Raw genomic sequence first — 14688 nt, 5'->3', positions numbered from 1 at the left:
CGGCGCGCCCAGCCGGCACCGACGATCGGTGCCGGGTGCTCGCTTCGCGGTCAGGCAGCGTGCTCGCAGGCCGTGCTGCGGGTGATCTCCGCATGCACGGTGCCCGGGTGGTCATGGTCGGCGGCGTCGACGGTGATCTGCATCGGGCGCAGGCCCAGGCGCTGGAACAGGGCCTGGTCGCGCTCGGTGTCCGGGTTGCCGGTGGTCAGCAGTTTTTCGCCGTAGAAGATCGAGTTGGCACCGGCCAGGAAGCACAGCGCCTGCAGCTCGTCGCTCATTGCTTCGCGGCCGGCGGACAGGCGCACCATCGAGTGCGGCATCGTGATGCGGGCCACGGCGATCATGCGCACGAATTCGAACGGATCCAGCTGCTGGGTGCCGTGCAACGGCGTGCCGGCAACCTGCACCAGCTGGTTGATCGGCACCGAGTCCGGATGCGCCGGCAGCGTGGCCAGCGCCAGCAGCAGGCCGATACGGTGCTCGCGGGTTTCGCCCATGCCGACGATACCGCCGCAGCAGGTCTTCAGGCCGACATCGCGCACATGCTCCAGCGTGTTCAGGCGGTCCTGATACTGGCGGGTGTGGATGATCGAGTCGTAGTAATCCGGCGCGGTGTCCAGATTGTGGTTGTAGTAGTCCAACCCGGCGTCCTTGAGCGCGCGCGCCTGGCCGGCGTCGAGCATGCCGAGCGTGGCACAGGTCTCCAGCCCCATCGCCTTGACCTCGCGGATCATCGCCGCGACCTTGGGGATGTCGCGCTCCTTGGGCGAGCGCCAGGCCGCGCCCATGCAGAAGCGCGAGGCGCCGGCGGCCTTGGCCTGGCGCGCCTTGGCGACGACCTCTTCGGTCTCCATCAGCTTCTGCGCGGTCACGCCGGTGTCGTAGCGCTGCGCCTGCGGGCAGTACGCGCAGTCTTCCGGGCAGCCGCCGGTCTTGACTGACAGCAGCGTGGAGACCTGCACTTCCGCCGGATCGAAGTGTTCGCGATGCACGCTGGCGGCGCGGTGCAGCAGCTCCGGAAACGGCAGATCGAACAGCGCCTGCAGCTCGTTGCGATCCCAGTCATGGCGTACGACAACAGACATCGGGGTTTCCTGACAGTCAGCGGCTTGGAAGCCAGGCAGTCTGGTGAGCATGCGAGAGGCTGTCAACTTCGATGAGGTGCATTCGGTTTACAGCTGGCCGCGACGGGTGTTGCGGCTGCTGCTGCCGAACGTGTGCCTGGTATGCGCCGAGGCCGGCACTGCCGATGGCGATCTCTGCCCGTGGTGCCGCGCGGCCTTGCCCGATCACGGGCGCGCCTGCCTGTGCTGCGCAACGCCATTGTCCGCCTCCGATGAAGCGCTGCTGTGCGGGCAATGCCTGCAGCATCGGCCGCCGCTGCAGCACGTGCATGCGTGCTTCACCTATCGCTGGCCGGTGGATGGCCTGCTGCGGCGTTTCAAGTTTCGCCAGGATCTGGCCGCCGGGCGTCTGCTCAGCGAGTTGATGGTCAAGGCGTGTGCGGGCCTGCCGCGTCCGCAGGCACTGGTGCCGGTGAGTCTGCATCGGCAGCGCCTGCGCCAGCGCGGTTACGACCAGGCGCTGGAGCTGGCCAGACCGCTCGGGCGCGCGCTGCGGTTGCCCTGCCTGCCCTTGCTGCGCCGGGTCCGCGCGACCGCGCCGCAGTCGGAGCTGGATGCGGCCGAGCGCCAGCGCAACCTGCGCGGCGCCTTCGTCGCGGGTGGCGCGTTGCCGGCGCATGTGGCATTGGTGGATGACGTGATGACCACCGGTGCGACGCTGCATGCGGCGGCGCAGGCCTTGCATCGGGCCGGCGTGCAGCGGGTGGATGCGTGGGTGTGCGCGCGGGTGCCGTGAGGCTGGTGGGCCGCGGGTTGTGAGCTGCACCATGGAGCTTCGCCCGTACCCTCACCCCGACCCCTCTCCCGCGGGGAGCGGGGCTTAAGCCGAGGTGGTTTTCCCGTCTGCGGGTCAGCGCATTGCCAGGGCGGCGGCGATGCCGACGAAGATCGCCAGGCCCACCCAGTTGTTGTGCAGGAAGGCACGGAAGCAGGGGCCGCGTTCGCGGTGGCGGGCAAGCCGGAATTCGTAGGCCACCAGCAGCGCGGCCACGCCCAGCCCTGCCAGGTACGCGATGCCGAGACCGGCACGCAGGCCGACCAGTGCCAGTGCCGCAAACATCGACGCATACAGCAGGCCCTGCGCGAGCAGGTCGAACCTGCCGAACAGGATGGCGGTCGACTTGCTGCCCATGCGGATGTCGTCCTCGCGGTCGACCATGGCGTACCAGGTGTCATAGGCCGTCGCCCACAGGATGTTGGCCGCGTACAGCAGCCAGGCCAGCCATGGCACGCTGCCCTGCACCGCGGCGAACGCCATCGGGATACCCCAGCCGAAGGCCATGCCCAGATAGACCTGGGGCAGGTGGGTATGGCGTTTGAGATAGGGGTAGCTGGCAGCCAGGAACACGCCCGGCACGCTCAGCGCCACGGTCAGCCAGTTGAGCGTGAGCACCAGCGCGAACGCCACCAGCATCAGCACCACGAACACCCACAGCGCCTCGCGCCCGGACACCGCCCCGGTGGCCAGCGGCCGCGACTTGGTGCGCTCTACATGCGGGTCCAGCCAGCGGTCGGCGTAGTCGTTGATCACGCAGCCTGCCGAGCGGGTCAGCCAGACCCCGGCGGTGAACACGAACAGCGTCCACAGCGGCGGCAAACCATCGGCAGCCAGCCACAATGCCCACCAGGTGGGCCACAGCAACAACAGGCTGCCGATCGGACGATCGCCGCGGACCAGCTTCCAGTACTGCCCCAGTCGCTGCGGCCAGGTCAGCGCGGGCGCTGTCGGCAGCTGTTCAACACCATGCTTGCTCATCCTGCAAAGGGTAGCAGTGCGGCCTGGCCGCGGTCATGCGCTGGCCGGTGATCGCGCAGTGCATCGTCCGGGCTCCCAGGCGGCTGCCCGACGCCGCGCCAGGCCGGGCAGGAGTGGGCGCGGCATCCGGGCGAGCCCAGGTCGGCAACGCGGTGGTGCTTGGTCGTTCGGCAGGCCTGCGCTGCGGGGTCACGCGCACGGCGGCGGTTCTGGCATAATGCCCGACCAGGCGCTCGTAGCTCAGCCGGATAGAGTAGTGGCTTCCGAAGCCATTGGTCGGGGGTTCGAATCCCTCCGGGCGCACCAATTCGCGTTCCAGGCTTGTCCCGGGATACCAATAAACCCTCGAGAAATCGGGGGTTTATTGTTGCTGGTCCGCCGAAATCCGGGCAGGCCCATTGAAATGATTTCAATGCACGAACAATGGCCATCTTCATGGTGATGGATCCAGATAGCCGTGCGTTTGCGCTACGTGCGTACCCGGGCGTCTAGGTGCAGCTGGTGGATTCGACCGAGCAAACGCGGGTTGGCGGGCTCACGAGAGCCGGGGGCGCTTTCTCCAGTCGTATCACCGCTGGTCGACACCTCCGGGCAGCGGCGCACCGGGCGCATCGGTAAGGCACCGCTGCAGCGCTTGATCAGCTGCTACCTCGGGACGCTTCCTTGGCAAGCACCTGGCCGCCTCCCGCAAAAGCCCGCTCCTTACCCACATGTCATGCGGTCGGTCAGGCCTCGGACGTTCCGGCATGAAGGTCTCCAGCGGAGAATGCCAGGCATTGGCTCTCCAGGTTACGGAGTACGCGCACCGCAATGCGCCCTTCGGTGTCGTCCATGCCGGCGATCAGTTCGTTTCGCAGGCCGTCGAGCGCCTTGCCGAGTTTGAGCGACACCGCACGACCCCGTTCGGTCAGGTGCAGGGTTTTGGCGCGGCCATCGGACAGGTCCCTGCGCCGCTTCAGCAAACCGTCCCGTTCGAGTTGGGTGACCGATCGCGCAATGGCGGCCGGATCCAGCGCCGATTCCTCGGCCACGTCTTTCTGCCGGATACCATCGCCCAGCCGGGCGATCACAAGAAGAACCGCCGCGATGGACAGGGAAACGCCCAGTTGCGCCAGGGCGATTCCTGCTGCGCGTTGCCAGGCGCGCCCGGCAGGCAGCACGGTCCAGGTCAGCGTCGTTCGCCAATCTTCGCCTTCGTGAAATGACATATCCCGTGAGTCCCATTGCTGATGCGGCCGGGACGACGCGTCCGGGTTTCGCCTGTTTTCCCCGATACCTTAGCTTGATCTGCGCCGAGGCATTGAAGCGCTGGTCCGTTGTCGATGCATCAATTAAATCCCATCCGCGTCTCGCCGTTCAATCGATTCGTCGTGCGTGCGTGCTGCGACCGTCGTGAAGAGCAGGATGGACAAGCGCAGGCGCAGGACCGTGGAGCTGGATGCGTCACCGGCGGCGCTCGGAGAGGCGGGAAGCACTCGGCTGTCAGGGGGCGCTACAAAAACGGGAGCCGTCTTCTTTGGTCAACGGCTGCTGCTGACGCTTACCGTCCGGGGCAGTCCCTTCATACACCGCGCAGTTGCTGGCATCCCATTCAAAACGCGCGTCCTTGTAGTGATAACGCGCCTGGGCACGCTCGAATGCCTTGACCTCTGCGCTGGGCAGGGCGCCATCGTCGATCTTGTGTTCCTTGGCGACGGGGGCGCCCGTGCACGCAGTAAGTGAAAGCGCAAGCGCTGACAAGAGACCTAGCTTCATGACCACTCCAATTCGGACGCTGACGTCGGGATAGATGGAAGGCCAGTGCGGCCCCGTTATGGAAGCAGACTGTAAGCAGGTCAGTATGAAATGTGCGTGCGAGTCCTATCGCCAGGAGCGACTGACAAGACGTAACAAGCGCTCGTCAGGGTGGATGCGGACGGTAAACGGAAACCGGCGTGCACGACTGACGCGTGCCGATTCCGCGCACCGGCCCATACCCACCTGATCAGTCCAAGCGTCTGTACTTTCGTCACTTGCTGGCGACTGACTGCCCTGGTGCCCGGATGCTGGAGGACGCCGCGGACCTAATGCTTGCTGCCACTCGTGCCACGGCGAATTGTCTGCTCGGCCTCGTCCAGGGTCCTGTTGTAGCTGGCGCTCTCACCCGCGCTGACGAATCCCTGCTGCTTCGCTCTCGTTGCGGAATCGGTGCGGACCCAGCTGAGCTTCTTCTCGATCTCCGCAGCCTGGGCATTGGACAGCTTGCCTGCCTTGCGCGCCTCGGCCAGGCTAGCGTTAATCGCCTCGTAACGTGCCAACACCTTGGCGTGCAGCGGATCAGGGGCGTGGCTGGCCCGCTGCTGTGCACGTGCGACGTTGACGGAACTCATTCCTGCGAAGACACCGATGCAGGTGGCAAATGTCATGAACATCAGCGTTTTCTTCATGCGATTTTTCACCTGTCATCGAATGCGAACCAACGGCCTGTCGAACCGGCCCGGACCGTGCCGCATGATTATAGTCCAACGCCAAATTGACGGTGGATTGCTCTGAAATTTTGCGTCTCGACGCGCGATTGCTGGACGCCGCCCAACAAAACCCGTGCAGCTGCCACGCCGTACCGGAGGCGGCGCGGCAGTCACGATGGTGGCGCAAGCGTTCCATCACTGCCACCACGTCGCCGCCCCTGATGTGCTGGTGCACTTCACTGCTCACACGTTCCTTGGCGAAGTGATCCCGCCGGTCAGGGCCCGGGAACGATGCCGGTTGAACCAGGCGTGGCAGCGAGTCCCCACGCGTCCTGACACGGGCAAGCTTACTGGGCGAGCAGTCCACCATCGACGACATGCTCGTGCCCGGTGATGTAGGACGATTCGTCGGACGCCAGGAACAGAACCAGGTTGCTGACCTCGCTGGCCTTGGCGATGCGCCCCAGTGGGATCTGGGCAACGGCATCACCGCCGTTTTCGTCCGTCCCTTCCACCATCATCGGGGTCTGGATGAAGCCCGGGTGGACCGAGTTCACACGGATGTTGTCTGCGCCATATTCGATTGCCGTCGCCTTGCTCATTCCGCGTACGGCGAATTTGCTGCCGACATAGGCCAGGCTCGGGAATCCGTAATTGGCTGCCATTCCTGCGATCGAGGAAATATTGACGATCGATCCCACCTTCGCCTTCAGCATGGAGGGGATGACTGCCTTCATGCCAAGGTAAACGGCATTCTGGTTGATCGCACAGACCTTGAGGAAATCTTCTTCGGAGATGTCCGCAGTCTTGGCAATGGGGCCCAGGATCCCTGCATTGTTGACCAGAATCGTGACGTTGCCGAATGCCGCTTCCGCTTCGGCCACCACGTTCTGCCATGCGTCCCAGCTCGTGACGTCCTGCTGGACGAAGCGAACATGCTTGCCCAGCTCGGAGGCCAGTGCACGCCCTCCCTCGGCATTGATGTCAGTGAAAACAACGTGCGCACCCTCTTCAACGAAATTGCGCACATGCGACGCGCCCATGCCCTGTGCGGCACCGGTGACGATTGCGACTTTGCCTTGCAGTCTGCCCATCATTCTTCTCCTGCGATTGAGTGGCCTCGCGGCCGCCAGTCGAACTAGTGTGTGGAAATATAGATGACGGGTCAATTAATTACTGTCGAGGCGAAGAGGACGATCAGGTGGCCCTCGAGCGTTGCGCGCTGCATGGGCCTCGGCACTTTCGACAGCCCCGGCGCAACACGGCCATGTCCAGGCTCAGCGCGGCGAGCAGCTCCAATGCAAAAGCAAAACGCCATCGGCCCGCTGCAGTGTCACTGCAGCGGGCCGATGGCGTTTCTGATCAGGGTTGCACGCCGGCCTGAGTATCGACGCGGCGTTGCACTGTGAGGCCAGCGATGCGTCGCTTGGCAGGGGGCGAGGAGCGCCACCCTGCGCAGGCTCGGATCAGAGCACGTCCGGCGGCGGTGTGGTGGCCTTGGCGTGCTGCTTGCCACGTGCGTGTTCGATGGCGGTGCGCAGCTTGCGCGCGGCGCCGGTGACGGCCGAGGCGGTGGTTTCGGCGCTATTGGTGGCCGCGATCGGCGGCAGGCCGGCGACGTGCGCCTCGATGCTGCAGGTTCGATCCGCTGCGCCGCCGCGTTGGCCGTTTTCATCGCGCAAATGCACGTCGACGCGGGTGATGTCGCTGGCGAAATGCGCCAGCTGGGCGGAGCAGGTCTTCTCGACATGCTGCACGACAGAGGGGTCATGCGGCACGTGCTTGTCGGTCTGGATCTGAATCTGCATAGAGTGTCTCCTTCGCGGTCATCCGCTGCGTCTGCCGTAGCGGTGACTCGATTCTGCGACAGCGCACCGTTGCCGCAAGGTGACAAGCTGCACCACGTTCATGCACAGGTTGGGATGGCCCGGCGGTGCACCCGCTGCGGCGGCCGGCGCCGTAACCGCGATCGCCAACGCGCCTCCAATCGCGCAGCACCCGTCACGCCTGGCGAGCTCTGCCAGGCTGAACCCTCACGGCAGCGGCGAACTGCCCGGCTGCGGGCAGTGGATTAAGATGCCGGCACCGCGCTGATGTGCGCCTGTCCGATGTCTGCCTGTGTCCGAATTCCGAGTTGCCCTGGGTGCCCGTCGCGGCGTGTTGCAGCGTGTGCTGTTGCTGGTCGCGTTGTGGATGGTGTGCGTGGGTGCCGCCATCGCGCAGGACGACGACACCCTGCTGGAGACCGCGCAGACGCAGCTCGACAGCATGCAGAAGGTACTGACCCAGGCCGACGCGGGCATGGAGAAGGCCGATACCGAGCAGCTGGGCAAGCTGACCGAGGACGTCGCCGGCGCGCAGCGGCAGGCGCAGGATCTGGTGCGCACGCTGGAGCAACCGCTCAAGGAGCTCAACGGGCGCTTGGAGGGGCTTGGTGTCGCGGCGCAAAACGAACCGGCCGACCTGGTCAAACAGCGCAGGGCGCTGACCAAGGAGCGCGATCAGCTCAATGCCGAGTTCATCCGGGCCACGCTGCTGGCCTCCAACGCCAAGGACCTGGCCGACCGGCTCGAGCGCGAGCGCGTGCAACGCTTCAGCGTGCAGCTCTCCACACGGGTGGCCTCGCCGTTGTCGCCGACGTTATGGCATCAGATCGGGCAGCAGTGGCCGGACGATCGTGCCCGCCTGCAGGCCTTGTCCGACAAGACGGTGCAGCTGGTGCAGGCAGGTGTGGCGGCCAATGGCGTGGGCGGGCTGATCACCGCTGCCGTGGTCGCGTTGTTGCTGGCACTGCCGCTGCGCATCTTCCTGCGCCACCTGGGGCGTCGCTATGCGGCCTCGCGTGCGCCCGGCGGACGCCTGCGGCGCTCGGGGCTGGCCCTGTGGTTCCTGCTGGTCGGCACGTTGAGCCTGGGGATTGCGGCATTCGTGCTGGTCGAAGGGATCCGCGCGCTCGGCGAGCTGCCCGATGACCTGGACCAGCTGCTGACCGGGTTTGTCGCCATCAGCGTGGTGGCTGCCTTCGTCGGTTCGCTCAGTGCCAGCCTGTTGATGAAACACCAGCCCAGCTGGCGCCTGTTCCCGCTGGACGATGCCACCGTCGACCGCCTGCGCGTGCATTGCCTGGCCACCGCAGCAGTGATCTGGTTCAGCGGCATGGCGATCAAGATCAACGAGGTGGCCGGCAGCAGTCCGGCGCTGACCGCCGCCACCGATGCGGTGGCGGCGCTGCTGTATGCGGGGTTGATCCTGTCGGCGCTGGCCGGGCTGACCCTGTCCTTGCGCGCGCATGCGGCAAATGCCGGCGTGGCCGATCCGGACAGCGATGCGCCGCCGCCGGTGGTCACGCGCGGTGGCGGCTTCATCGTGCTGATCCGCCTGCTGGGTCACCTGGCGGTGATCTTCGCATTGATCGCAGCCCTGTTCGGTTATCTCAATCTGGCCTTGTTCGTGGAGCGGCAGATCATCTGGATCACCCTGGTGTGCAGTCTGCTCGGCCTGCTGGTGGTCTTTACCGACGATCTGATGACCTGGCTGTTCAAGCCGGACGGCCGTTTCAGCCGGGCGTTGTCGCATGCGCTCAGCATCGGCAGCGGACGCCTGGTGCAGCTCGGGCTGCTGATCTCTGCCGCGACACGGGTGTTGCTGGTGCTGCTGGGCATCGCGGTGCTGCTGACGCCGTATGGTGCCAATATCAGCGTGGTCACCGACTGGGCGGAGAACATCGCCCACGGCATCACCATCGGCAAGGAGCTGGTGATCACCCCCGGCGATGTGTTCAGGGCGCTATGCGTGTTCCTGCTCGGCATGGGGCTGGTGCACGTGGTGCAGCAGTGGTTGCTCAACACCTATCTGCCCAAGACCGAGCTCGATGACGGTGCGCGTAACTCCATCAGCACCGTGGCGCGTTATCTGGGCTGGCTGATCGTGGTGGTGTGGGGCCTGACCGCATTGGGCCTGGATCTGAAGCGGCTTGCGCTGGTGTTGAGTGCGTTGTCGGTGGGCATCGGTTTCGGTCTGCAGGCGATCACGCAGAACTTCGTGTCGGGTCTGATCCTGCTGGCCGAGCGGCCGGTGAAGATCGGCGATTGGGTACGCATCGGCGATCAGGAGGGCGATGTGCGCAAGATCAGCGTGCGTGCGACCGAGATCCAGGTCGGCGACCGCTCCACCCTGATCGTGCCCAACTCGGAATTGATCACCAAGAGCGTGCGCAACATGACGCTGTCCAACCCGATGGGCCGGGTGCAGCTGCAGTTCTCGGTGCCGCTGGAAACCGACGTGGCAAAGGTGCGCAACATGCTGCTGGACCTGTTCGCCGAGCACACCAAGGTGCTGGCCGACCCGGCACCCTCGGTGTTCATCGATTCGCTGGCTGGCGGGCACGTCAACTTCAATTCGTTCGCGTACGTGCGCAGTCCGCGCGATTCGTATGGGGTGCGCAGCGAGCTGTTCTTCGCGTTGCTGCAGCGGATGGAAACGGCAGGGATTGCGCTGCAGTCGCCGCAGGAAATCCGCTTCAGCCGCGCAGGTGCTGCGGTGGCGCGCGATCCGGGCGATGGCACGCCGGCATCGGAAGACTGAGCCGGCCCGTGCACGATGCGCGGCGTGTCCTGCGTTGGTGGTGCAGCTAAAACTCGCAGGGTCGAGGGCGCGGCGCCCTCACCGCTTGCGGCACGCGCCGTAAACCCATCCCTGGGGGCTCGGTGGCGGCATTCGTGCCGCCACACGGTCCCGCAACCGGCAAGGACACCGCACCAGACAGTTGGTCGGCGCTCATTTGAAAGCTGCCTGTCGTGCGGTGTGCATCAGACATGGAGCCGATACGTCATGAGCGTACGACGCATCCAGCACCGCTCTTACCGTGCACACCGACCGTTTCGACTGGCCCTTGCCCGCTTACCGTCGCGGGACCTTGAGCGGCATGGATGCCGCGCCGGAGCCTACATGGACGTACTTGCGGCGTGTCCCGCGATGGTGGGAGGGCAAGGGCCCTGCAGCCAGGCCGCACATCGCATGCTTCGGCTTCGGCCTTGCCTTTGCCTTTACCTCATCCACATCCCTCGACCTCGACTGAGACCGAGACCGAGACCGAGACGTTGGCCAGGCTCAGGAGCGATCCGCGACCTGGCTCTGTTTCACCAGGGCCAGATCGTCCACGCTGACATCTTCGGTGTAGTCCAGCCAGGCACGGATCTCCAGATCGTCCACCGCATGTTCCAGGCCCACCGGCATGCGGATGCGACCGGCCGCATCGGGCACCACCCACTGCTGGGCCAGCACCACCTTGCGCTCTGACGAGACGGCTTCCACCCAGAAGGCCCGCGTCGGCCGGCGCTTGGCGTACAGCTCCAGCATGTAACGACCGGCCTCGGTCTTGCGGGCAGTCTGGGTGAGCATGATCGGTTGGCGCACGCGGGGGCGCGGGCCTTGCTGGCTGGCCTCCAGCGGCGCGTCCACGGCGATGCCGCGGGTCAGGTCCGGATCGCGATACAGCTTCATGCTCTGGTGGCGGTCGACCACCAATGCGCACCAATCGCCATCGGCCGAACCGTCCTCGAACGCCGTGCAGCGATCCACATACGCCAGCGTGCCCTCGGTGTGGGTGCGATCGAACTGGCGCGAGGTGTTTTCCAGATAGACGGTTTTGAGATTGGTGTCGTCGTCGTATTCCAGCAGCACCGGCGGGCGCACCTGTTGCACGCCCACCACCACATCGCCATTGCCGTTGATGCGCAGCATGCGTGTGCTGCGCCCGGTCCACAGCGTGCGCGCGTAGGCGAGATAGCGCGGGTAGTCCTTGCCGCTGTCGCGACTGGCCGCCACGCTGGCGCTGGGAGGCGCGTCGCTGGCCAGCAGCGAGCGGCCAAAGCCCAGCGTGCGCATGCCCGGTTCCAGCAGCTGCAACAGCGTTGCACCCGAATCCAGCGTGCTGCCGGCGCGCGTGACCACTTGTTGCGGAGCGATGTCCTTGCCGAGGAACAGCAGCAGGTTTTCGCGCTTCTGCTTGGCGAGCACGTCGCTGAGATCGTTGGGCATCGCCAGGTGATCGGAGGCGATCACGATGATGGTGTTCTTGCCGTAGCGGCTGTTGCGAATGCGCGTGACCAGCTCGCCGATCAGCCGGTCGCTGCACTTGATCGCATGCAGCAGCCCGATGTCGCCCAGTGCGCTGTCGTAGTGCTGGCCCTTGCAGGCCAGCGGCAGATGGCCGGCGGGGTGGTGGGTGTCCATGGTCAGCGTGGTGAGCATGAACGGCTGGCCGGCGCGCGACAGCGTCTGGAAGCTGTCCCAGGCATCGTCCAGCAGCACATCGTCGTGCACCCCCCAGGCGGAAAAGTGCTTGGGCGCCACGCCCTTGTCGCGGAAGTAGCTGACGTCGTGCACCACATCGAAACCATGGCTGGACAGAAAGCTGCCCTTGCCGGCAAAGCTGGCATCGGCACCGCCGACATAGTGATTGCGGTAGCCCTGATCCTTGAGATAGTCGCCCAGGCAGCGTGCTTCGGGCAGGAACAGGCCCATGCGGCCCATGCTGTTTTCATCGCCGGGCGCGGTGGTCAGCGGCACGCCGCACATCGAAGCGACCATGCCGGCGATGGTCCAGCCGCTGCCTTCGGTGGAGGTGAGGTTGCGTACGTCCACTGCCTCGCTGGCCAGGGCGCGCAGGTTCGGCATCAGGCCGGGAAACACCTTTTCATCGAAGTAGGTGCGTTCCAGGCTCTCGCCGTAGATCCACACGATGTTCTTGCGCTTCTGCAAGGGCTGCTGCGGCACCAGGTATTCCGGCACCACGGTGGCGTAATCCACGGGGCGCAACTGGTAGTACAGGCGCTTGCCGTCGCGGTACAAGGGGCTGACCGCGATGCTGACCAGCAACATCATCACGAAGGCGCCAAACACCGCGTTGCCTCCGCGCGGGCGACGGAAACGCCGCACCTTCAGCAACACCAGCGGGCTGAGCGACAGCAGCACCATGCCGATAAACACGGCGATATAGGCGGAAAAATCGCTGACGCCGGCACCGTCCATGTCCGCGCGCAGGTGATACAGCGTGGCAGCGTTGATGCCATCGCCGCTGAGCCGATCCACCAGGCCCCAGGCACTGAGCAACAGCAGCAGCAACGACAACAGACCGGCCTTCAGCCACGCCAGACGCGGCGAGGCGACCAAGAGCCAAAGCAGGAGCAACAGCGAAAACAACAACATCCAATGCATGCGGCAGCGTCCGTGGGGGAATGATGCGAGCGCGTACCGGACGCCTTGCTCGCCATGTCCTGTGCGCCACACCCAATGTGACACCCGGATGACGGACTATGCCGCGCCGAAGCTGACTGAAATGTTTGTTCGCGTTAAGCCATCGCCGCAGCGTGGCGGATCGCACGCGTTGACGCTCCCCTGGTCGCGGTGGCGTTCGCCAGAAAATCGGCGCTATCTGCATTGCGCATTTGGCGCGCTTCTCGCAGATGGGCGACGTGGCTATCACCCCGCACCACCCGATCTGCTTTGACGGTTTGACGCGGCTGTCTTGGCAAGCGATGTCGCGCCCGGGTGCGCTCCTACGCGGAGGTGGGGTCTGTTGGAGTGCTATCGATGCCCGCGTTCTTCGCGCGCACGCACACGGCGGTCGAACAACAGGGCGCTGAGCACGATGCCCAGGCCCAGCACCACGCCGAGCAGGAACAGCACCATCGCAATGGCCGGGTAGCCCCACAGTTTCAAGCCGGTTTCGATGCGCATCATCTGCGCCGAGGCCATGATCAATGCCGCGGTCACGATGCCGGCCGCCACGCGGTTGGCGATCTTCTGCAGGCTTTCCATCAGATGCGATTCTTCCAGCCCGGTGACGCGCATCTGCAGCCGGTTTTCCGCCGCCAGCGACAGGATCTCGGACATGCGGCGCGGTCCTTCGCGCACCAGGTGCTGCAGTTCCATCGCCTCGCTGGCCAGATTGGCGGCGGACAGGGACTTTTTCAGCCGCGCGCGCATCACATGCTGCAGATGACGTTCGACGATGCGGCGCGTGTCCAGGTGCGGCGACAGCGCGCGGCACACGCCTTCCAGGTTCAACAAGGTCTTGCCGAGCAGGCTCAGCTCCGGTGGCGTGCGCAAGCCGTTGGAGGTGGCGATGCGCACCAGATCCAGCACCACGCGGCCTTCGGAGGTGGTGTCGTGGGCGGCATACCGGGCGATCATCTGCCCGGTTTCGCGCTGGTAGCGGTCCTCGTCGTAATCCTCCAGGCGCGTGCTGAGCGCAATGGTCTCTTCGGCGACTTCTTCGCCACGGCCGTCGACGGCGGCGAACAGCAGCTTGAGCAAGCGCTCGCGCAGGCGCGGGGGAACATGCGCGACCATTCCCAGGTCGAAGATGGCCAGGCGCCCGTCCTGCAGCACGCGCAGGTTGCCCGGATGCGGGTCGGCATGGATCTCGCCATGCACGAACATCTGGTCCAGGTAGCCCTTGACCAGCTCTGCGGCCAGGTTGTCCATCGGCTGCTCGGTGCGGCGCAGGCCGGAGATCTTGTCCACCCGCACGCCTTCGGCCAGCTGCATGGTCAGCACCTTGCGGCTGCTCAGGTCCCATACCGGTTGCGGAATCCACAACAGCGGAAATGGCTTCAGATGCTTGCCGAAGCGCGCCAGCGTCTCGGCCTCGTCTTCGTAATTGAGCTCGGCGCGCAGGGTCTTGCCGAACTCGCCCAGCCAGTCGGCAAAGCGCACGCGCCGGCCGATGCCGGTCAGGCGGTCGGCGGCGGTGGCAAAGCTCTTGAGCACGTCCAGGTCCGAACGGACCTGGGCGGCGACTTCGGGTTTTTGCACCTTGATCGCCACCGGGGTGCCGTCGCGCAGGGCGGCGCGGTGCACCTGCGCCAGCGAGGCGCAGCCCAGCGGCACCGGGTCGAAGAACGAGAACGCCTTGTTGACCGACACACCGAGTTCTTCCTCGATGATCTGGCGGATGCGCTCCACCGGCACCGAGCTGGTGTTCTCCTGCATGCGCTCCAGCGCCGTGGCGAACTCCGGCGGCACGATGTCCGGCCGCGTGGACAGCATCTGGCCAAGCTTGACGAAGGTGGGGCCCAGCGCTTCCAGGTCGGAGACGAACTGGTCGGGCGTGCCCTCGGCGGGCACTTCGTACTCGTTGATCGCGGCCGGATCCAGGTTCATGCCGGCGAATACGCCCGACCCGCGATACCGCAGCAACAGGCGCAGGATCTGCGTGCGACGGCTCATGCCGCCCACCACGCCGGTGTCGGCGGGGATCGCGGCCTGGGCCGGTGTGCGGTACGGGTCGTTCGGACTCAAGGCCATCTCCGGCGGTCGTGCAAGGGGGCGAGTGTGGCCAGCGGCGGGTCGTCAG

General features: G+C 65.6%; 11 protein-coding genes and 1 tRNA gene. 3 read left to right on the top strand and 9 right to left on the bottom strand.

Features of this window, described 5'->3' with window-relative positions; genetic code table 11:
- Window positions 1–50: 50 nt before the first annotated feature.
- Window positions 51–1085, bottom strand: coding sequence for a biotin synthase BioB (bioB, locus tag EO141_RS17380; RefSeq protein WP_104649106.1), 1035 nt, complete (start codon window positions 1083–1085; stop codon window positions 51–53).
- A gap of 49 nt (window positions 1086–1134) precedes the next feature.
- On the opposite strand from bioB, the gene EO141_RS17375 reads away from it, so the two are divergent.
- On the top strand, window positions 1135–1860 hold the full coding sequence (locus EO141_RS17375; RefSeq protein WP_206514819.1) for a ComF family protein: 726 nt from the start codon (window positions 1135–1137) through the stop codon (window positions 1858–1860).
- 114 nt (window positions 1861–1974) lie between these two features.
- Here EO141_RS17375 and ubiA read toward each other — a convergent pair whose 3' ends face one another.
- Window positions 1975–2880: a 4-hydroxybenzoate octaprenyltransferase gene (ubiA, locus tag EO141_RS17370; RefSeq protein WP_104649108.1), complete on the bottom strand. Its 906-nt coding sequence runs from the start codon at window positions 2878–2880 to the stop codon at window positions 1975–1977.
- 229 nt (window positions 2881–3109) lie between these two features.
- Between ubiA and EO141_RS17365 the strand changes: the two genes are divergently transcribed.
- Window positions 3110–3186: transfer RNA gene (locus tag EO141_RS17365), tRNA-Arg, on the top strand.
- Window positions 3187–3605: 419 nt separating this feature from the next.
- On the opposite strand, the gene EO141_RS17360 is transcribed toward EO141_RS17365, so the two are convergent.
- From EO141_RS17360 to EO141_RS17335, 5 genes are all read right to left on the bottom strand, one after another.
- Entirely contained in the window at window positions 3606–4088 is a 483-nt protein-coding gene (locus EO141_RS17360; protein WP_104649109.1) for a MarR family winged helix-turn-helix transcriptional regulator, read from the bottom strand.
- A gap of 274 nt (window positions 4089–4362) precedes the next feature.
- Window positions 4363–4635 carry a hypothetical protein gene (locus tag EO141_RS17355; RefSeq protein ID WP_126945059.1) on the bottom strand — a complete coding sequence of 91 codons (273 nt, stop codon included), beginning with the start codon at window positions 4633–4635 and terminating at the stop codon, window positions 4363–4365.
- Between the two features lie 308 nt (window positions 4636–4943).
- The gene (locus EO141_RS17350) at window positions 4944–5306 is read right to left on the bottom strand and encodes a hypothetical protein (RefSeq protein ID WP_164739277.1); all 363 of its coding nucleotides are present in this window, start codon (window positions 5304–5306) and stop codon (window positions 4944–4946) included.
- 368 nt (window positions 5307–5674) lie between these two features.
- On the bottom strand, window positions 5675–6421 hold the full coding sequence (locus tag EO141_RS17340; protein WP_127169800.1) for a glucose 1-dehydrogenase: 747 nt from the start codon (window positions 6419–6421) through the stop codon (window positions 5675–5677).
- Window positions 6422–6793: 372 nt separating this feature from the next.
- Window positions 6794–7135 carry an HPF/RaiA family ribosome-associated protein gene (locus EO141_RS17335; protein ID WP_104585671.1) on the bottom strand — a complete coding sequence of 114 codons (342 nt, stop codon included), beginning with the start codon at window positions 7133–7135 and terminating at the stop codon, window positions 6794–6796.
- 352 nt (window positions 7136–7487) lie between these two features.
- Here EO141_RS17335 and EO141_RS17330 point away from each other — a divergent pair, with 352 nt between their 5' ends.
- On the top strand, window positions 7488–9911 hold the full coding sequence (locus EO141_RS17330; protein WP_164739299.1) for a DUF3772 domain-containing protein: 2424 nt from the start codon (window positions 7488–7490) through the stop codon (window positions 9909–9911).
- 525 nt (window positions 9912–10436) lie between these two features.
- Here EO141_RS17330 and EO141_RS17320 read toward each other — a convergent pair.
- Together EO141_RS17320 and EO141_RS17310 are read right to left on the bottom strand one after the other, a co-directional pair.
- Window positions 10437–12545, bottom strand: coding sequence for a phosphoglycerol transferase I (locus EO141_RS17320; RefSeq protein WP_104649114.1), 2109 nt, complete (start codon window positions 12543–12545; stop codon window positions 10437–10439).
- A 369-nt stretch (window positions 12546–12914) separates the two neighbouring features.
- Window positions 12915–14639 carry an AarF/UbiB family protein gene (locus EO141_RS17310; RefSeq protein ID WP_104585679.1) on the bottom strand — a complete coding sequence of 575 codons (1725 nt, stop codon included), beginning with the start codon at window positions 14637–14639 and terminating at the stop codon, window positions 12915–12917.
- Between the last annotated feature and the right edge of the window lie 49 nt (window positions 14640–14688).

It is taken from the genome of Xanthomonas sp. BRIP62415 (genome assembly GCF_003993515.1).
In the GTDB taxonomy this organism is placed as follows: Bacteria; Pseudomonadota; Gammaproteobacteria; order Xanthomonadales; family Xanthomonadaceae; genus Xanthomonas; species Xanthomonas euroxanthea.
Note: the sequence above shows the minus strand (reverse complement) of the source record. Positions and strands in the feature narration are given on the sequence as shown.

What these genes read in the sequence shown, in the direction of transcription:
- bioB (WP_104649106.1), bottom strand. Translation starts at nt 1,085, where the DNA reads ATGTCTGTTGTCGTACGCCATGACTGGGATCGCAACGAGCTGCAGGCG.
- EO141_RS17375 (WP_206514819.1), top strand. Translation starts at nt 1,135, where the DNA reads ATGCGAGAGGCTGTCAACTTCGATGAGGTGCATTCGGTTTACAGCTGG.
- ubiA (WP_104649108.1), bottom strand. Translation starts at nt 2,880, where the DNA reads ATGAGCAAGCATGGTGTTGAACAGCTGCCGACAGCGCCCGCGCTGACC.
- EO141_RS17360 (WP_104649109.1), bottom strand. Translation starts at nt 4,088, where the DNA reads ATGTCATTTCACGAAGGCGAAGATTGGCGAACGACGCTGACCTGGACC.
- EO141_RS17355 (WP_126945059.1), bottom strand. Translation starts at nt 4,635, where the DNA reads ATGAAGCTAGGTCTCTTGTCAGCGCTTGCGCTTTCACTTACTGCGTGC.
- EO141_RS17350 (WP_164739277.1), bottom strand. Translation starts at nt 5,306, where the DNA reads ATGAAGAAAACGCTGATGTTCATGACATTTGCCACCTGCATCGGTGTC.
- EO141_RS17340 (WP_127169800.1), bottom strand. Translation starts at nt 6,421, where the DNA reads ATGGGCAGACTGCAAGGCAAAGTCGCAATCGTCACCGGTGCCGCACAG.
- EO141_RS17335 (WP_104585671.1), bottom strand. Translation starts at nt 7,135, where the DNA reads ATGCAGATTCAGATCCAGACCGACAAGCACGTGCCGCATGACCCCTCT.
- EO141_RS17320 (WP_104649114.1), bottom strand. Translation starts at nt 12,545, where the DNA reads ATGCATTGGATGTTGTTGTTTTCGCTGTTGCTCCTGCTTTGGCTCTTG.
- EO141_RS17310 (WP_104585679.1), bottom strand. Translation starts at nt 14,639, where the DNA reads ATGGCCTTGAGTCCGAACGACCCGTACCGCACACCGGCCCAGGCCGCG.